The sequence below is a fragment of the Bacteroides sp. MSB163 genome (genome assembly GCF_036416795.1).
Lineage (GTDB): Bacteria > Bacteroidota > Bacteroidia > Bacteroidales > Bacteroidaceae > Bacteroides > Bacteroides maternus.
In genome coordinates, this window is sequence record NZ_CP143867.1 from 3,158,156 (window position 1) to 3,174,834 (window position 16,679).

The window sequence follows — 16,679 nt, forward strand, 5'->3', positions numbered from 1 at the left end:
CGTACTGTTTTTTATTTGAACAAATGTACATAAAAGTCATCTATTTATATGTCAGTCTTATAAAAAAGCAAGGCTATCTTCTTTTTATCACCTTTTGGGTTATTCTTACCACACAATTTTATTGTCTTTAGGTCTTAAAATAGGTTTGTTATAAAACAAGGAAACTCCGAAAACATTGTTATCTTTGTCGTGTAATTAGAGAATAGGAGGTTAAGTTATGAAACGACCTGATATTGTTCGCCGGATTGCAGAAGTAGTGCATCGCATTGCTCCTGATGCAAAGACCATTCTCTATGGGTCCGAAGCTCGGGGAGATGCACAGGTAGATTCGGATATAGACTTACTTATATTGCTGGATGGTGATCATTTGGCACCTGAACGTGAATTGGAGATTACCCGTCATTTGTATGAAGTGGAAGTGGAGACCGGGGTGATTATCAGTCCGATGGTAGTATTGCGTCGTGTATGGGAAAGAATCACGACCCCATTCAGCATCAATGTAATGAAGGAAGGGATCGTGTTATGAAAGAAAAACTTGATTCCGAAAGTCGTGCCGCCATTGTGAATTATCGTTTGGAACGTGCTTACGAAACCCTGAAAGAAGCTGATTATAACACTATAATGCAGCCGTTAACCGTCTTTATTATGCCTGCTATTATGCTGCTTCTGCATTGCTGTTAGGCAGTAAGATAGAAGCCAATACACATAATGGCGTGAAGACACAACTTTCTATGCATTTTGTTCGCACCGGGCATTTGAGCTTAGATCATGGCGCAACCTTTAGTCTTCTATTTGAAAAACGTCAGGCAAGTGATTATAGTGACTTTGCATATTGTGATCTTGCTTTGGTAAATACACTTCGTCCACGGGCTGAGGCCTTTATTAATGCAATGGAACAATTGATAAACAAAGAGTGATGTATCTAAACTATCAGTAGCTAATACCTACTATCAGACAGAATACACCACCTCATGTGCCTCCCCCAGTTGTGGAACTTCCAGCTTCCCGAGCATTGCATCCAGTACCGCCTCCGGAACCATAAATTCCCGTTCACGATTTTGCTTCCTCCATACCTCATACGGCTTTTCGATATAGACAATCTTCACTCTGGCTCCATAAGTAATGAATAAATCAATCAGTTGCGAGCGCATTTGTTTTGAGGTATTGGTTGCATTCCATACAAACCCTTGCTCTTTACGCAGATAGTTGCGAGCTGTTTCCTTGGCTTCCTGTACCACCCTGCCATTGGCAGCTTTATCCGTAGGGCTAACTTTATGCTTTCGCCGGATAGTATCGAGGCTTATCACAGGAATATCCTGCGGCAATGTACGGATATAATGATCTTTCCCCATCCCCGGCAGACCGGACAATAAGATAACTTCACACTGGAAATTATCATGCGGAATGTAATCTATATACCCATTCTCAGCATGAAAGTACTGAAAGCGGGCATGATCCGTTGCAAAGCTTCGTGCCTTTCCCCAGCAATCTTGTTCACGGCAAAGCATCTCGAATAACTCGGCAGCTTCCATCAATGCAGGCTTATCTTTGCAGATACGTCCCTGAATATCCGCCACAGCAAGCATTTTCAGTAAACGTGTATCCACTCTGAGAGATGCTTCGCACAGCTTCTTTACAGGATTCTCCCGCTCCATAAGCCAAACCGGCAAACCATGATAACGCACCAGCGCAGCAATCTTTTCTCGGATATGAAACGGAGTAGGAATATCCCTGTAAAGGATCGTGCGTGCCGTATATTCCCCACGTTTGGCATGTCCCTTGGAAGTGATAATACCGCTTCCTTCATCTACCGAAGTAGAACGTTTCTCCACGTCATGAAGTAAAGCTGCCGTCCACAATATTTCCTGTTCCTGTGCGGGCAAAGCCCGGTATTCCGGCTGTTGCTGCAATGCCTCCAGTACCATGCGGGTATGCACGGCCACACTACCTTCTTCGTGATGCAAATGGTGCTGCACTACGAAGTTCATATCTTGTACCCACCGGAACTGTTGTTCCAGTGAGTCCCAATTTTTATTATCTGTCAGTTTCCAATTCATTTTATTCCTCCTTTCCTATTTCCCAGATGAGGCGGGCACGCTTCCAATTGCGTGTCCAGTGCTCATCGGTCTTCACATGCCCCTTGCGTACGTACTTGAATACGTTGCGGGCAAATTCACTTACAGGATATTCATCTATATTACGGGTGACTACACCTTCGCGGGTACAATCTGCACCTGTTTGCGGATCGCGTGTCCCGAACACACCCGGCTCTTGCGCCAGACTAACGACCTGTTGCTGCAATGCTTCCCGCGTCAATCCTTCTACCGTTTCCACTCGTAATTCGGGCACCGTAGGCAAGTCGAACAGAGCGGCATAGAATTTCACTTCCTCCCACGACAGCCACTGATCCAGACAGCGTACGGCAAACACATAAAAGTGTGTTTTCAGTTTGCGATACTCTATCGAATGTATGGCATACAGGTTTTCACCGAATATCTCGATGTCCCCCAAATCGTTTTTCATGAGTTCCCAACGCTCGCGCAGCTCCCTGGTCCACGGTGAGGTGGTGGGTGCTGCATGCGAGCGGGCAAATACACCGTGGCGGCTCAGACAATTATTTTCTCCGTCCAGCTTTTCGGTGTGTATCAGGGTTTCTATCTGTTGAATGTCTTCCCAATACGTATGGTTGATGCGGTCGTCACTAGTCGTTCCGGGAGAAAACGGATAATGATACGTGCGACCATATTTTTCTGATAACATAAGTTGCTCCTTTCTTTTTAAATCATTCATTTACTTTAAATCAACGGCTCCTGAATACTAGCCTCTTACTCTTTATTCATCCTTACAATGCGCGGTATGAATTTGCCCTGCACTTCTACCAATGTCTCCTGAGGTTGCATCACCCGGTCTATGTTCTTGTAGGCTAACGGCATCTCTTCGATGCTGCCCCCAATCAGTGTGACCCCAGCCTGCGAGAGAAATTTCTTCATAGCCGACTGGGTGAAACTCTCCTTTGCCTTCTGGCGTGACATAGCCCGTCCGGCACCGTGCGAAGCGGAACATAACGACTCCTTCACACCCCGACCTGCTACCAGGTAACCGGGAGTTGCCATACTTCCGGGGATAAGTCCCGGTTGTCCTGCCTGTGCAGGAGTGGCCCCTTTGCGATGCACGATGGCGGTGCGTCCGGGTGCAATCTCCTCTTTCCAGGCGAAGTTGTGGTGATTGTTCACGTTCGCTATTGGCTTCAGGTCAAGAGCTTTCGAGAGGTTCAGATGAATCTGTTCGTGACAGGCACGGGCGTAGTCGCCCGCCAGGTTCATGCTCATCCAGTATTCCTGTCCTTCTTCCGAGTCCAAATCGAGCCAGGCAAAATGCTGCGCTTCACGTGGCAGTTTGCAGACTTCACGGGCTATCCGGCTGTAATGCATGGCGATAGCTGCTCCCAGTCCGCGCGAACCGGAATGTGACAGCAATGCCATATAATTGCCTTCGGGCAGTCCCAGCACATTTTCTCCTTGCAGAAGAAGCTCTCCGAACTCCACGAAATGATTCCCACCACCGGAGCTGCCCAACTGGCGGATGGCCTTTCCGTGCAAGTCCCTCAGGAGAGATGTCAAACGGAATTCTTCCCGTTCTGTCACTTCATGCTCCTGTGCAAAGGTCAGGCCGCCCTCCATGCCGAAGTGGGTGTAGTTTTTCAGTGCCTCTTTTATCTGATGCGAGTATCTTTTCAGATAATCCGCTTTGGCATCGAACACCGTCAGACTCATCCGACAACCGATATCCACCCCTACGGCATAGGGGATGACGGCATTGTCCGTGGCGAGTACACCACCGATGGGCAGACCGTATCCGGCATGTGCATCGGGCATCAGTGCACCGGCTATGCTGACGGGGAGCCTCATAGCCAGATTCATCTGCTGTTTGGCAAGGGTTTCTATGAACTTGCCGCCATAGGTTTTATAGGGCAACGGCTCGTCGAGCAAGTCGTATGCTGTGAACTTCTTTTCAATGAGAGTGGGGGACAGGTGTTCGGCCAGTTTGCCCCATGTCTCATTCTCTTTATAAGTATCGGGGTTTTCCAGCACATCGCTCAGTGTCTTGATAATCTGTTCTTTGCTTTGGTGCTTGCAATGTTTGCCGACGATGGCTACTGCCAGACTGCGTGCTACATTGTCTCTATATCCCAGCTTACTTAAATCTTTTAATCGTATTCCCATATTTTCTTTTTCATGTGTATGCATACGGCATGGGCTGCCCGCCTCAAAGCGGGGCAGTGCAATATGCGTTTTGTACCCAATGCATGAGGGATGATGATAGATACAACGCTATCTGTCCACTGCATTGAAGTGAATAATAATAAAATTATAAATGTGATTGTAGGACTAATCAAGAAAATTGCAAAGCCCCATCATCCCGATGAGTCAACTTAGTCCTGGCTGAGATATTATAGTTCTAACATAAATTAGTCCCTTTCTTTCAGTTTTAAAGGGGTGAATACTGTGTTTAATGGCGGCAAAAGTAATGCATCTTTTTAAAGTATACAAGGAAAAGGAACGTTTTTTTGCAGATGTAAACAGTTAGAGTGTCTTCTTACAGCATCAATCCTTGGAGTATGTATGGTATAGTCCAGACAAAAATATTCTAAAGAATGGGTAAGTTTTGAGAGATAAAATTAGCGATGATCGTCTTTTAAGCCATACTCATCCCACCATTCCCTGTATTTGTGAGATAGGGGAGTAGTGGGTATTTCTTTATACTGTTGTATTTGTTTTTGAAGTGAATTTATCACTATGTATTTTTCTTCCAACGTAACACGAAGGATCGCAAGTACCAGAATCAATGTCATGTATATGCAGAAAGCGGCAATGTGTATAAAGAGGAAGAGATTTCGTTTTCTTCTGTTGTAGGGGTGTGATGAGTATTTCATAGTATTTGAAATTGAGTTATAAAATGTAGTTTATGTGATAGTTCTTCATTGTGCATGAGTAATGCTGATGCTCTAAATGAATAAATCTGCAATAGAATGCTAGATAGATAGGACTGGACTGAGGCTTTCCGAGTATTAAATTACTGACAAACTGTATTTTGTCTCTTACTTCTTTGAGGCATGTTGAACTGAGGGTTTCAAGCACTTCACGATCCTGCGTTTTTATAATATACATGGCAGATGTTTTTCCTTGTTGTATAAGCAAGATTATTTTGTACCATCGGGAGTTTTGTCTCGTGAGTACTTTGTAGGATTTGATAATGGGTGTTTGCATATGTAACGCGCCTAAAACAGTCTATCCTACTGCTGAGGTCTGCAACAACCCGAGGTGAAGAATAAACTGAATAGACGCGTATATCGTAAGTTTCAAGAACATACGAATGCCTATTCAGTTTAGTTCACCTCTATAGAGTTGCAGTTCCAGCAGCGACTAAACTAAATTCTAAAAAATGTACTCCGTCGTGAAGTACATTGCAAATATAAGCGAAAAAGATTAATAATGCGAGTTTATAGTTGAATTAATATAGGCAGAGTACCAATTACTCCAAATGGTAACTTTATTAACATGCTGGGGTAACTTTATTAACCCCACATGGTAACTCTATTTACATACCGAGGTAAAGGTCGTTACATACCGATGTAAAGGTCGTTACAATATGATGTAAAGGCCGTTACATCCTGCGGTAAATGCTTTTACATTATGAGAAAAATAATCGGTAAATGCAATGCTATGGTTATTAGAGTGTTATCTGTTTTTCTTCCTGTCTTGAAACGCTGGGAAAAGTCTTCCATGCGCCCCGCGTGAAGTCGGGTATTTCTACCGGGCGACTGCCATTCAGTACCGATTGCTCACTAAGCTCGGTGATGCACGACCATTCGGCGGCATCGTAAACGTCCATATCCAGAGGAAGTCCGTGGTGCAGGCAGTAGATGAGGCGGTAATCCATGATATAGTTCATCTCGTTTGGGGCACCTTTGAGGGCGCTTTCTTTGCCGATGGTAGCTGTAAAAGGATGTTGATAGCGTTGCAAGAGTTCTTCAGTGGTTACGCTGGCTACCTTTCCGGCGGCTGTACCGAGCCCCCCTCCGCTATGTGCATCTTCCAGACTGATTGTGGCTACCGGGTATTTCTGTGCAAATCCTTGCGTGCCGCAGATGGTGTGCGAACGGCTGTAAGGGCGCGGATGGACGGTGCAGTATTGTAACTGGATGGTTTTTCCCTTGACGGTATGGATGAGGGTGGTGTTCATATCTCCCAACAGGTAAGCCTGTTGTGCTTCGGGAGATTCTTTGCCGAAAGTGAGACGGGCATATTCCGTCATTCCCGCCTGGTGGGTGGACATGGATACAAGGTAATTCAAACGGTCGCCCCGGTGGATATTCAGGATCTGGCATACGGGACCTAAACCGTGAGTGGGATAGGGGTTTCCGGTGTGTTCCATGCAGTAAGCTTTGTTCCAGTGGTTATGGAAACCGCCTTGGTTTTCATCGCTGAAGTACATGGAGCGCAGGTCGTGTATATAAGCACCTTCCACGTGCATGATTTCACCGAACAGACCTTGTCTTGCCATATTCAGCGTGGTCAGGGCAAAGGCATCATAGCAACAATTTTCCAGCATGATGCAGTGACGGCGGGTGCGTTCAGCGGTGTCTACCAGTTGCCAGCACTCGGCTACGGTCATGGCGGCGGGCACTTCGATGGCGACATGCTTGCCTTGCCTCATGGCATAGGTGGCCATAGGGGTATGCGTCAGCCAGTCCGTACATATAATGATGAGGTCGATATCAGGGTTGTAACACATCTGTTGCCAGCCGTTTTCTCCGGTATAACCGGTTGCGGCGGGATGTCCGCCTTTTGTCAGTAGAGCTTGTCCTTTTGCCAGGTTTCCGGGACGTATCTCACACAAAGCTTTGATCTCTACGTGTTCTATGAGCATATAACGCTCCAGTGTGAGTAATCCGCGATTGCCTAAACCTATGAGTCCGATGCGTACAACGGGAATAGGAGGATGAGCCAGGCCCAGGACATGAGTAGGAGGTTCATTTTTCATTGAAATAGTGTATAGGTTAAATTGAAATTGCTACAAAGATATTTATTCTCAATAAAAAAAGCTGCCTCTTAGAAGCAGCTTTTTGGAATAAAATTGAAAATGCTTTTGAATAGCAAGGATAATTATACTCCGCTGAATGCACTAAATCCGCCATCTATCGGCAGCAATGCACCCGTCACGAAACTTGCCGCATCGCTGCACAGGAATTGTACGGCGCCGTTCAGTTCGTTGATATCTCCAAAGCGTTTCATCGGAGTTTTGGCTAAAACTTTCTTGCTGCGGTCTGTCAGCGAACCGTCAGGATTGATAAGCACGGCACGGTTCTGGTCACCGATGAAGAACCCCGGAGCGATAGCATTCACACGGATGCCGTCTCCATACTTCAGTGCGAGTTCGCTTGCCAGCCACTGAGTGAAGTTAGCAACAGCTGTCTTGGCTGCCGAGTAACCCGGAACGCGGGTGATAGCACTGTAAGCAGCCATGGAAGATACATTTACGATACACCCCTTACCTTGCTTGGCCATCACTTTGCTGAATACCATAGAAGGATAAACGGTTCCGTTCATGTTTAGATTAGTCACTTTCTCCCAGCAGGTAACGTCCATGTCGAAGAAGTTCTGGTCGGGAGCCAGCGTAGCACCCGGCATATTGCCACCGGCAATGTTGAGCAGGATGTCGATACGTCCCCATTTGGCAACGATGTCATCAGCCAATTTTTCAAGGCTGGCGATGTCCAATACATTACCTACGATGCCGATCACATCTTCACCGTAAGCTTTCAGTTCTTCTACACGTTTGTCCAGTTGTTCCTGACGGATGTCAACGGCTACTACTTTGGCGCCTTGCTCCATGAAACATTTGGCAATGCTGCCACCCAATACACCACCTGCACCGGTGATAACGGCTATTTTACCTGCAATACTGAATTGTTCGTTCATAATCTCCTTATTTAATTATTAGTTTTTAATTGTTTATTTCGTCTTGCACTACAGCCATCATTCCTTCTACCTGTGCCAATGCCAGCATACGGCCGTGGAATGAATATCCGGGGTTATATCCCTTGTCTTCGTCACCCAGCATCATCCGTCCGTGGTCTACGCGCATAGGAAGTCCCGGATTTTCTTTCTCAAAGATGCGGATGAGGTCAATCAGATGGCCGCGTCCGGTCAGGTGCGAGCTTTCTATAAAATTGCCTCCGGACATGGCAGCCGTGCTGCGCAGGTGGACAAAGTGAGTACGTTTGGCGAATTTCTTTGCCAGTTCACGGGTATCGTTATGCTCGCCTGCACTGAGGGAACCGGCACAGAAGGTCAGTCCGTTGTGCGGGTTATCCACTGCATTCAGGAACCAGGCGATGTCCGCTTCGTTGGTGACAATACGCGGTAAACCTAACACTTGGAACGGAGGATCATCGGGATGCACGCACATATTCACACCATATTCTTCGCAGACAGGCATGATGGCGGCGAGAAAATAACGCATGTTCTCGCGCAGCATATTACGGTCGATGCCTTTATAGAGGGCCAACAGCTTCTTGAAGATGTTCACCGGATTCTTATCTCCTTCTTTGATATTTCCGTTGACGAAACCTTGCGTCTTTACGATGATCGTGTCGATGAGATCATCCTTTTCTGCTTCGGTAATGGTCTTGTCCAGTTCTGCAACCTTTGCCAGTTCTTCGGCGGAATAGTCCTTTTCGGCTCCTTCGCGTCCGAGGATTCGAAGGTCGAAGTAAGCGAAGCGAACACGGTCGAAATAGAGTGACGAAGTACCGTCTGTCCAAGGATGTTGCAAATCCGTGCGTATCCAGTCGATAACGGGCATAAAGTTATAGCATACGGTTTTCACACCGCACTTGCCCAAGTTTGCCAGACTAACTTTATAGTTTTCTATCAATTGTTCGCGTTCCGGTCCGGCATACTTGATCGCTTCGCAAACAGGCAGGCTTTCTACTACAGACCAGCGCAGGCCGTAAGACTCGATATAGGTTTTCAGATCGTTGATAGCCTCTTCGGTCCATATTTCACCATTGGGCACATCGTGCAAGGCGGTCACAATTCCTTCCACACCGATTTGCCGCAGCATGTCGAGCGTGATCTTGTCTTTCTTGCCAAACCATCTCCAGGTTTTTTCCATAACATTTATATATTAATAGTTTAACTGATTATTGACTGCAAATATACGTGCAAAAATAATGCTGAGATAAATGGATATTTGCAGAATATATGCGGATTTTTGCATGTATGCGGTAGCATTTCTATTGTCTTTCCTTATCTTTGTGTGTGAATTAAACTTTGCAGAATATATGCGCCGACCGATTATAAATGAAAAGTTGCCTATATCGGAGTCGAATCCGATTAAGGCGCGGCATTACGATTATGATCGTTTCACTTATCCGTGGCATTTCCACAGCCAGTATGAAATTATTTACGTAAAGGCGAGTCATGGTCTGTGCTTTGTAGGCGACTGCATTGAGAAGTTCTCTGCGGGTGATGTGATTCTGTTCGGCACTAATTTACCCCATTACATGCGAAGCAATGATATTTATGGTTCGGAGAACGCCACTTCACGCGTGCAAGGGACTATCATTCAGTTTGAGCAGAACTTTATGCAGTATTCCTTTGATTATTATCCTCAGTTTCTGCAAATCAAAATGCTGTTGGAGGAATCGAAGAGAGGCATCATCTTTCCGAAACAGGATGCAACCCGGGTAGGGGAGTTACTCTCCGGCTTTCTTTTATTAAGTGGTTTTCATCAGATAAGCGGATTGCTGGATTTGTTGCAGGAGCTGGCTGGCTGTCCGCAAAGAAAGACGCTGGCAAGTCTGCATTATTACGAAAAGTTTCCTACGCTGGGGAACAAGCGGATTGATAAAATCATTTCCTTTATAAACAATAACTACACCCGTAACCTTAAATTGAATGAAATTGCCGGAATGGCGAGCATGAACTCTAGCGCCTTCTGTCGTTATTTCAAGGAGAATACAGGGAAGACGCTTTTGCAGTATGTGATGGAAATGCGTGTGGGATATGCTTGTAAGTTGTTAGCATTGGGAGAGATGGATATTTCGCAGATAGCTGTGGAATGTGGCTTCGATTCGATCACTCATTTCAATCGCACGTTTAAGCAGTTGGTTAATCTGACGCCGACGCAGTATAGGAGTAATATTATGAAATAAAGAGTAAGATTATTTTTGGTCTATGTATTCATTGATTGTTGCACTCATAGAATTTTTCGGTTGACTTCTTGGTTGACTTCAACCGCATATTTATATGCAAATTCAGCACCCTTTAAAAACAAAAATCAGATAGAAATCTTGCGATAACTATCTGATTTTCAGAAGAGCGGAAGACGGGGCTCAAACCCGCGACCCTCAGCTTGGAAGGCTAATGCTCTATCAACTGAGCTACTTCCGCAATTTTTTGTGGGCAAAGATGGATTCGAACCACCGAAGTCGAAAGACAGCAGATTTACAGTCTGCCCCATTTGGCCACTCTGGTATTTGCCCTTTTGCACTTTGAAATCTATCTTAATTCTCTCATTGAGTAGCTTTGTTTCTCAATTGCGGTGCAAAGATACGACTATTTTTGTAAACTCCAAGCGAAATCGATCATTTTTATTGCAGTAATTGCACATTCGTCACCTTTGTTACCCAGTTTGCCACCGGCGCGGTCCTCGGCTTGCTCCATCGTATTGGTGGTAATTAATCCGTAAATCACTGGTACGTTGCCAGTTGCGTTTAGTTGGGCAATTCCGTTGGTGCTTCCCATACAAACATAGTCAAAATGTGGAGTATCTCCTCTAACTACGCAACCAATTGCAATAACTGCATCCACATTACTATATTCAATGAATTGGTTGGCTCCAAAAATTAATTCAAAGCTACCCGGAACTGTTTTCACCAAAATGTTTTCGTCTCTGGCACCATGTTTTTTTAAAGTATTCATTGCACCCTCTAAAAGTTTTCCGGTGATATTGAAGTTCCACTCAGAAACAACAATGCCGAACTTCATTTCTTTAGCATCAGGAACAGAGTTGAAGTCGTAGTCTGAAAGGTTATGATAAGCTGTTGCCATAGTTATTCTAAAATTAATAATTAAAAATAAAAGGGGGGATAAAAAAAGAAACGGATTACACGGATTTCACGGTTGTTTCTTTTTTATCCGTGTAAAATCTGTGTAACCCGTGTCTGATATACTATATAATAAGGTATATTACTTCTTCAGCAGTTTGGCTTGTTCGATGTACTTATCGATATCCATTGACTGGTAAGAACGGAAATATTTGTCCTTAATCTTGGTATATGCTTTGATAGCGTCGTCATACTTGCCTTGCTTAACGAGGATTTCTCCGGCTTGTTGCAAGTAGATAGGACTGAGTGAATTGTTATCAGCTTCGTCTGCAGCGCTCAGCAACATAGAAGCAGCTTTGTCCAGCTGGCCTAATTGTGCGTAGCAGTTACCCATTGCACCTTTCATTGCAGGAGCTATCATCTGGTCTTTTCCGCTGAAGCTATCCAGTGCTTTCACTGCAGCTTCGTATTGTCCCAGGTGAGCGTAGCAGATACCCATATATGCTTTTGCCAGGTTGGCAGCTTTGGTTCCACTGTATTCGTCAGCAATTTTAGCGAAACCTACGAATCCGATACTGTCGCCATTCAATGCCTGTTCGTAAAGGTCGGCCTCAAAGTATTCCTGTCCTTTGAACAATGCAGCCTGTGCCTTTTCTTCGCGCGGTTCAGCATAAAGGTTCTTGTACATTACTATACCGGCTACGATGATAATTACTGCTACTACAGCGCCGATAATTGCCTTTTTGTTTTTAATGAGAAATGCCTCCGATTGTGACAATGCTTCTTCCACATTCAGGGCTTCGTTAGCTTTCTTTTGTTCTGCCATTTTATATATTCTTTTTGTTATTATTCTTATTTAGCCATTTCGACCCGCAAAAGTAACTTTTTTATAGGTATCAACGAAATTTAGCGGCATCTTTTTTTCTTTTACACTTGAAAACCCGAAATTCTTCCTATTTTTTGATGAGCTAAGCTTCACCTCCGCATTAAAAATAAGCATGCTTATTTTGTATTACATTCGGTTTAGATAAATCTCTCACATTCGGAAAAAAGAATGAATTCTCTTTTCGCTCACTAAATCGAGATTTTGCATTATCTTTGTAACTGAATTTACCGCTGTAATATGATACTGAAACGTATATCCATACTTAATTATAAGAATCTGGAACAAGTTGAGCTCTTGTTCTCACCCAAGTTGAACTGTTTTTTCGGACAGAACGGCATGGGAAAAACGAATTTGCTCGATGTCATTTATTTCCTTTCATTTTGTAAGAGTTCGGGCAATCCCATTGACTCGCAAAACATCCGCCATGATCAGGAATTCTTTGTCATCCAAGGCTTCTATGAAGCTCCTGACGGTACGCCGGAAGAGATTTATTGCGGTATGAAGCGCAGGCAAAAGAAACAATTCAAGCGGAATAAAAAGGAATATACCCGCTTGTCCGATCATATCGGATTCTTGCCTCTGGTCATGGTTTCTCCTGCCGACTCTGAATTGATTGCCGGAGGCAGTGACGAGCGTCGGCGCTTTATGGATGTCGTAATTTCGCAGTATGATAAAGAGTATCTGGAAGCTCTGATACGCTATAATAAAGCGTTGGCTCAACGAAATACTTTGCTGAAAAGTGAAGTGCCGGTAGAAGAAGAGTTGTTCCTCATTTGGGAAGAGATGATGGCACAGGCCGGTGAGATTGTTTTCCGTAAGCGGGAGGCTTTTATCAGTGAATTCATTCCTATTTTCCAGTCATTTTATTCTTTTATTTCACAAGATAAGGAGCAGGTAGGGTTGACTTATGATTCGCATGCCCGTGACGCATCCCTGTTAGATGTAATAAAAGCAAGTCGTGTGCGTGATCAGATTATGGGATACTCTCTGCATGGAATTCACAAAGATGAACTGAATATGCTTCTGGGTGATTTTCCTATCAAGCGGGAAGGTTCGCAAGGGCAAAACAAAACCTATCTTGTTGCCCTGAAATTGGCTCAGTTTGATTTCCTGAAAAGGACTGGCACCACAGTACCTTTGCTTCTGCTGGATGATATCTTCGATAAACTGGATGCCTCCCGCGTAGAGCAGATCATCAAGTTGGTAGCCGGTGATAACTTCGGGCAGATATTCATAACAGATACGAACCGGGAACATCTGGATCGCATTCTTCATAAGGTAGGCAGCGATTACAAAATGTTCCAGGTAGATCAAGGGGGCATAACGGAACGGGAGGAGGATGAAGCATGAAGCGTAACGATGCCGAACAAATAGGTAAACTGATACGTACTTTCCTTCGGCAGGAGAGTCTGGAATCGCCACTCAATGAACAGCGGCTCATCAATTCATGGGCAGAAATCCTTGGCCCCACTATTGCTTCTTATACCCGCGAACTCTATATCCGCAATCAGATTTTATATGTCCATCTGACTTCTGCCGCCCTGCGCCAGGAACTGATGATGGGACGTGATTTGCTGGTACGCAACCTGAACCGCCACGTAGGTGCGCAGGTAATCACGAATATCATATTTAGATAGTGATTAGTGGTGAGTGATTAGTGATAAACTATCCACTCTCTGTATCTTCAATGCTTTCAATTCATCTATGGCACGGTTGTAATAAACAGGCGTTTCCAAGTCTTTATTGTTATGCGCATCCAGTCCGATGATAGCAGTACAACCTTCATTGGCAGCAATGTGCCAGAAGTCCGGACAGGGATAAGTCTGCAAATTGTGCGCCTCATTATAAGCTACATAACCGATATTATATTCCAGCGGAATATGGAGGCGTGCGGCTGTGCGGCAGATATGGCGGCTGATTAGCTTACAGTGGCGGTCGAACTGAGGATATGAGCGCATGAATAAATCTGGGTGAGCCAAACAGCAGAATAAACCACTTTCCATTCCCTCGATGGCACTCTCTTCATAGAGTTCCAGCATATCGAGGTTCTCGGTATGATGCCCGAAGTAAGGGAACTTCTCATCTGTATGGTAATGGTGATTGCCGAACAAGATATAATCCAGTTGATATTCTTTGATTTTTTCTTTCAGCCAATGAATATAAGCGGGAAAATACTCGCATTCCAATCCGATTTTGATACTGATCTGATCCCGGTATTTCTCGCGGAGCGAGCGTAGGCTTTCTACGTATCCGGGTAATTCTTCGGGGAGCATACGCATGTCAGCCACATAATCGGTGTGGTACTTCCATGGAGTGTGGTCTGAAAATCCTAGTTCCTGATAGCCGCCTTTGATGGCGCTGAGCACGTAGTCTTCGTCGCTACCCGTAGCGTGCATGCAACGGGTAGTATGAGTGTGATAATTTGTTTTCATTGAATTGTTATAATCGTATCCATGCGGATGTCGAATGGCTCCGCAGGCACTTCTTCCACTAGTTGAAAAGGAAAACAGATGCCGGCTTTGAAAGCCGTGAGGCGGGGGAGCAGTCGGTCATAATAACCTTTGCCTCTACCCAGACGGTTACCTGCGTTATCGAAAGCTACGCCGGGAACGGCGACAAAGTCGATAGCTGCATAGTCGGTGAAGAGTTCTCCGGTAGGTTCTTCAATACCATAACTTCCTGTTGCCAGATCTTCGGGACCGGTATAGACACGCAATTCCAGATCGTCACCTACGACAACTGGAAGTAATATCCGTTTTTCACGGCTCCACTTCCGGACAAATTCATGCGTATCGACTTCGTCCTTCAGTGAATAATAGAGCAGGACGATATGTGCCGCCCTGAAAGCCGGATGGGCTTCCAGGGCGGCAAGTATTTCAGCAGACTGGGATTGATGCGTAGTGGTAAGCCCGTGCCGGGTCTTTAACAATGCCATACGCTTCCGCAGTTCTTTTTTTCTTTCCTTCATCTTTCGTTTCTTCTTTCACAACATCTTCCGGAGCTTTGGGAAATGCTTCGCCGTTCTCCAGAATTTCCAATGCCTTTTGTACGGTAGGATCGCCCTGGTTGATATACCTTATATAAGGCTCCCTGCCTAATATATTATAGATAATGTTTCCATAAAGGTTTCTTTCCATCAGCTTGTAGGACTTGTGAATAAGGATATTGCGTCTCTTCACTCCTTTGCTGTCTGCAAAACGGATAAACTGTTCTACGATGCCTTGCTGACGAAGATATTTCAGCATGTCTTCTTCATTTTCGAACTCATTCAGTTTAGCCCGGTTGCGGTCGGAATACTGGAAACTGAACTGTAAAGTCAGTCCTTTATTGAGCACTTCAATCAGATAAGAAGAGGTTCCTGTGGTATCCTGCGGTACGAATACGTCCGGCATAATACCACCACCACCGTAAACGGGACGTCCCAAACGGGTGGAGTAGCGTAAATTCTCGTCCAGCTTGATGCTATCCTTAGAGAAGAATTCACCATGCTCGTAGCGGGTCAGCCAATCCATTTCGTACTTGGCGTCCTTACCGTTCTTATACGGACGTTGTATGCAACGGCCGGATGGAGTATAGTAGCGGGCGATTGTCAGGCGGATAGCAGAGCCATCGCTGAAGTCAATCGGTTGTTGTACCAATCCTTTTCCGAAGGAACGGCGTCCTACGATTGTACCACGGTCATTATCCTGAATGGCTCCTGCAAAGATCTCACTGGCGGATGCCGAACTTTCATTGGTCAGCACAACCAAAGGCATTTTCTGGCAACTGCCTGTTCCGTTGGCATAATCTTCCATACGGGGGTATTTGCGTCCCTGGGCATAGACAATAAGTTGTCCTTCCGGCAGGAACTCATTCACCATACGCACGGCAGCCTCCATGTAACCACCGGTGTTGTCGCGCAAGTCAATAATAATTCCCTTACAATTCTGATGACTGAGTTGAGCGATAGCATTCAGCAATTCTACATGAGTGGTACGTCCGAACTTACTGATTTGAATGTATCCATAATCATTGCTGAGCATATAAGCTGCATCAATTGTATTCTGTGGAATATCACCGCGGGTGATGACGAAGTCCAGCAAATCTTTTTCTGTAGCACGTTTGACACCCAGTTTTACTTTGGTTCCTTTTGGACCTTTCAAAGTGCGCATGGCTTTCTCATTGGTCAGTTTTATTCCGGCGAACAGGCTGTCGTCTACCATAACGATGCGGTCACCCGCCATCAGTCCTACCTTCTCGGACGGACCACCCTGAATGACACTGTTCACATGAATCGTATCATCCTGAATGGTGAATTGAATACCGATACCGCTGAAGCTGCCTTCCAACTCTGAATTAACTTCCTCCAGATTCTGGGCAGGAATGTAAGTAGAGTGGGGGTCTAACTCAGCCAATATCTGTGGCATTGCTTTTTCCACAAGGTCCGTCATGTTGACGGTGTCTACATACTGGTCTTCAACAACCCGCAACAAAGCATTCAGCTTGTTGGACGAGCCATTAATAATGCCCAGCGTATTTCCGGCGAAATGCCTGGCATAAAATGTTCCGATCAGAATTCCCATTACCACGCTGATTGCAATGACGAGCGGGGTAAAGCGGGAAGAGTTTTTTGTACTCATGTTCTTAAAAGTTGTTAGCTACGAGCTACAAGCTACGAGTGGTGGCTGGTGGTTCGTA

Annotated in this window: 16 protein-coding genes, 2 tRNA genes and 1 pseudogene; 5 read left to right on the forward strand and 14 right to left on the reverse strand. The window is 45.2% G+C overall.

What is annotated here, in order from left to right; all coding sequences use genetic code 11:
• Positions 1–217: 217 nt before the first annotated feature.
• Positions 218–526, forward strand: a complete 309-nt coding sequence (locus VYM24_RS11565) for a nucleotidyltransferase domain-containing protein (protein ID WP_007666625.1) — start codon at positions 218–220, stop codon at positions 524–526.
• A pseudogene (locus tag VYM24_RS11570) lies at positions 523–917 on the forward strand (HEPN domain-containing protein). Before VYM24_RS11565 ends, VYM24_RS11570 begins: the two are co-directional and overlap by 4 nt.
• 33 nt (positions 918–950) lie before the next feature.
• Here VYM24_RS11570 and VYM24_RS11575 read toward each other — a convergent pair.
• From VYM24_RS11575 to uxuA, 7 genes are all read right to left on the reverse strand, one after another.
• Positions 951–2,057 carry an AAA family ATPase gene (locus tag VYM24_RS11575; RefSeq protein ID WP_330942180.1) on the reverse strand — a complete coding sequence of 369 codons (1,107 nt, stop codon included), beginning with the start codon at positions 2,055–2,057 and terminating at the stop codon, positions 951–953.
• A 1-nt stretch (position 2,058) separates the two neighbouring features.
• On the reverse strand, positions 2,059–2,760 hold the full coding sequence (locus tag VYM24_RS11580; protein ID WP_330942181.1) for an RNA ligase family protein: 702 nt from the start codon (positions 2,758–2,760) through the stop codon (positions 2,059–2,061).
• A gap of 65 nt (positions 2,761–2,825) precedes the next feature.
• Positions 2,826–4,223: an RtcB family protein gene (locus VYM24_RS11585; RefSeq protein ID WP_330942182.1), complete on the reverse strand. Its 1,398-nt coding sequence runs from the start codon at positions 4,221–4,223 to the stop codon at positions 2,826–2,828.
• Positions 4,224–4,678: 455 nt separating this feature from the next.
• Positions 4,679–4,933, reverse strand: a complete 255-nt coding sequence (locus tag VYM24_RS11590; protein ID WP_330942183.1) for a hypothetical protein — start codon at positions 4,931–4,933, stop codon at positions 4,679–4,681.
• Positions 4,934–5,730: 797 nt separating this feature from the next.
• On the reverse strand, positions 5,731–7,044 hold the full coding sequence (locus VYM24_RS11595; protein ID WP_330942184.1) for a Gfo/Idh/MocA family protein: 1,314 nt from the start codon (positions 7,042–7,044) through the stop codon (positions 5,731–5,733).
• A 122-nt stretch (positions 7,045–7,166) separates the two neighbouring features.
• Positions 7,167–7,982: an SDR family oxidoreductase gene (locus VYM24_RS11600; protein WP_044533066.1), complete on the reverse strand. Its 816-nt coding sequence runs from the start codon at positions 7,980–7,982 to the stop codon at positions 7,167–7,169.
• A gap of 25 nt (positions 7,983–8,007) precedes the next feature.
• A complete protein-coding gene (gene uxuA, locus VYM24_RS11605) occupies positions 8,008–9,180 on the reverse strand; it encodes a mannonate dehydratase (protein ID WP_330942185.1) in 1,173 nt (390 codons plus the stop codon).
• A 70-nt stretch (positions 9,181–9,250) separates the two neighbouring features.
• On the opposite strand from uxuA, the gene VYM24_RS11610 reads away from it, so the two are divergent.
• Positions 9,251–10,222 carry an AraC family transcriptional regulator gene (locus tag VYM24_RS11610; RefSeq protein WP_291551695.1) on the forward strand — a complete coding sequence of 324 codons (972 nt, stop codon included), beginning with the start codon at positions 9,251–9,253 and terminating at the stop codon, positions 10,220–10,222.
• Positions 10,223–10,387: 165 nt separating this feature from the next.
• Here the strand turns inward: VYM24_RS11610 and VYM24_RS11615 are convergent.
• The 4 genes from VYM24_RS11615 to VYM24_RS11630 form a co-directional block, all read right to left on the reverse strand.
• Positions 10,388–10,460: transfer RNA gene (locus VYM24_RS11615), tRNA-Gly, on the reverse strand.
• 9 nt (positions 10,461–10,469) lie between these two features.
• Positions 10,470–10,552: transfer RNA gene (locus tag VYM24_RS11620), tRNA-Tyr, on the reverse strand.
• 73 nt (positions 10,553–10,625) lie between these two features.
• Positions 10,626–11,120: a 6,7-dimethyl-8-ribityllumazine synthase gene (ribH, locus tag VYM24_RS11625; protein ID WP_007212654.1), complete on the reverse strand. Its 495-nt coding sequence runs from the start codon at positions 11,118–11,120 to the stop codon at positions 10,626–10,628.
• 138 nt (positions 11,121–11,258) lie between these two features.
• On the reverse strand, positions 11,259–11,942 hold the full coding sequence (locus VYM24_RS11630) for a tetratricopeptide repeat protein (protein ID WP_044262115.1): 684 nt from the start codon (positions 11,940–11,942) through the stop codon (positions 11,259–11,261).
• 297 nt (positions 11,943–12,239) lie between these two features.
• Here VYM24_RS11630 and recF point away from each other — a divergent pair, with 297 nt between their 5' ends.
• Together recF and VYM24_RS11640 are read left to right on the forward strand one after the other, a co-directional pair.
• Positions 12,240–13,352: a DNA replication/repair protein RecF gene (gene recF, locus VYM24_RS11635; RefSeq protein ID WP_330942186.1), complete on the forward strand. Its 1,113-nt coding sequence runs from the start codon at positions 12,240–12,242 to the stop codon at positions 13,350–13,352.
• Positions 13,349–13,639, forward strand: a complete 291-nt coding sequence (locus VYM24_RS11640; protein WP_007212658.1) for a DciA family protein — start codon at positions 13,349–13,351, stop codon at positions 13,637–13,639. The genes recF and VYM24_RS11640 overlap by 4 nt, the downstream gene beginning before the upstream one ends.
• 3 nt (positions 13,640–13,642) lie before the next feature.
• On the opposite strand, the gene VYM24_RS11645 is transcribed toward VYM24_RS11640, so the two are convergent.
• Genes VYM24_RS11645 through VYM24_RS11655 form a run of 3 tightly spaced genes read right to left on the reverse strand, consistent with a single transcriptional unit; the run spans position 13,643 to position 16,621 of the window.
• A complete protein-coding gene (locus VYM24_RS11645; protein ID WP_330942187.1) occupies positions 13,643–14,434 on the reverse strand; it encodes a histidinol-phosphatase in 792 nt (263 codons plus the stop codon).
• The gene (locus VYM24_RS11650) at positions 14,431–14,937 is read right to left on the reverse strand and encodes a 5-formyltetrahydrofolate cyclo-ligase (RefSeq protein WP_007215411.1); all 507 of its coding nucleotides are present in this window, start codon (positions 14,935–14,937) and stop codon (positions 14,431–14,433) included. The genes VYM24_RS11645 and VYM24_RS11650 overlap by 4 nt, the downstream gene beginning before the upstream one ends.
• Positions 14,879–16,621, reverse strand: coding sequence for a S41 family peptidase (locus tag VYM24_RS11655; protein ID WP_044262110.1), 1,743 nt, complete (start codon positions 16,619–16,621; stop codon positions 14,879–14,881). Before VYM24_RS11655 ends, VYM24_RS11650 begins: the two co-directional genes overlap by 59 nt.
• Positions 16,622–16,679 lie beyond the last annotated feature (58 nt).

Coding starts and splice junctions, on each gene's coding strand:
- VYM24_RS11565 (WP_007666625.1), top strand. CDS start 218: ATGAAACGACCTGATATTGTTCGCCGGATTGCAGAAGTAGTGCATCGC.
- VYM24_RS11575 (WP_330942180.1), bottom strand. CDS start 2,057: ATGAATTGGAAACTGACAGATAATAAAAATTGGGACTCACTGGAACAA.
- VYM24_RS11580 (WP_330942181.1), bottom strand. CDS start 2,760: ATGTTATCAGAAAAATATGGTCGCACGTATCATTATCCGTTTTCTCCC.
- VYM24_RS11585 (WP_330942182.1), bottom strand. CDS start 4,223: ATGGGAATACGATTAAAAGATTTAAGTAAGCTGGGATATAGAGACAAT.
- VYM24_RS11590 (WP_330942183.1), bottom strand. CDS start 4,933: ATGAAATACTCATCACACCCCTACAACAGAAGAAAACGAAATCTCTTC.
- VYM24_RS11595 (WP_330942184.1), bottom strand. CDS start 7,044: ATGAAAAATGAACCTCCTACTCATGTCCTGGGCCTGGCTCATCCTCCT.
- VYM24_RS11600 (WP_044533066.1), bottom strand. CDS start 7,982: ATGAACGAACAATTCAGTATTGCAGGTAAAATAGCCGTTATCACCGGT.
- uxuA (WP_330942185.1), bottom strand. CDS start 9,180: ATGGAAAAAACCTGGAGATGGTTTGGCAAGAAAGACAAGATCACGCTC.
- VYM24_RS11610 (WP_291551695.1), top strand. CDS start 9,251: ATGGATATTTGCAGAATATATGCGGATTTTTGCATGTATGCGGTAGCA.
- ribH (WP_007212654.1), bottom strand. CDS start 11,120: ATGGCAACAGCTTATCATAACCTTTCAGACTACGACTTCAACTCTGTT.
- VYM24_RS11630 (WP_044262115.1), bottom strand. CDS start 11,942: ATGGCAGAACAAAAGAAAGCTAACGAAGCCCTGAATGTGGAAGAAGCA.
- recF (WP_330942186.1), top strand. CDS start 12,240: ATGATACTGAAACGTATATCCATACTTAATTATAAGAATCTGGAACAA.
- VYM24_RS11640 (WP_007212658.1), top strand. CDS start 13,349: ATGAAGCGTAACGATGCCGAACAAATAGGTAAACTGATACGTACTTTC.
- VYM24_RS11645 (WP_330942187.1), bottom strand. CDS start 14,434: ATGAAAACAAATTATCACACTCATACTACCCGTTGCATGCACGCTACG.
- VYM24_RS11650 (WP_007215411.1), bottom strand. CDS start 14,937: ATGGCATTGTTAAAGACCCGGCACGGGCTTACCACTACGCATCAATCC.
- VYM24_RS11655 (WP_044262110.1), bottom strand. CDS start 16,621: ATGAGTACAAAAAACTCTTCCCGCTTTACCCCGCTCGTCATTGCAATC.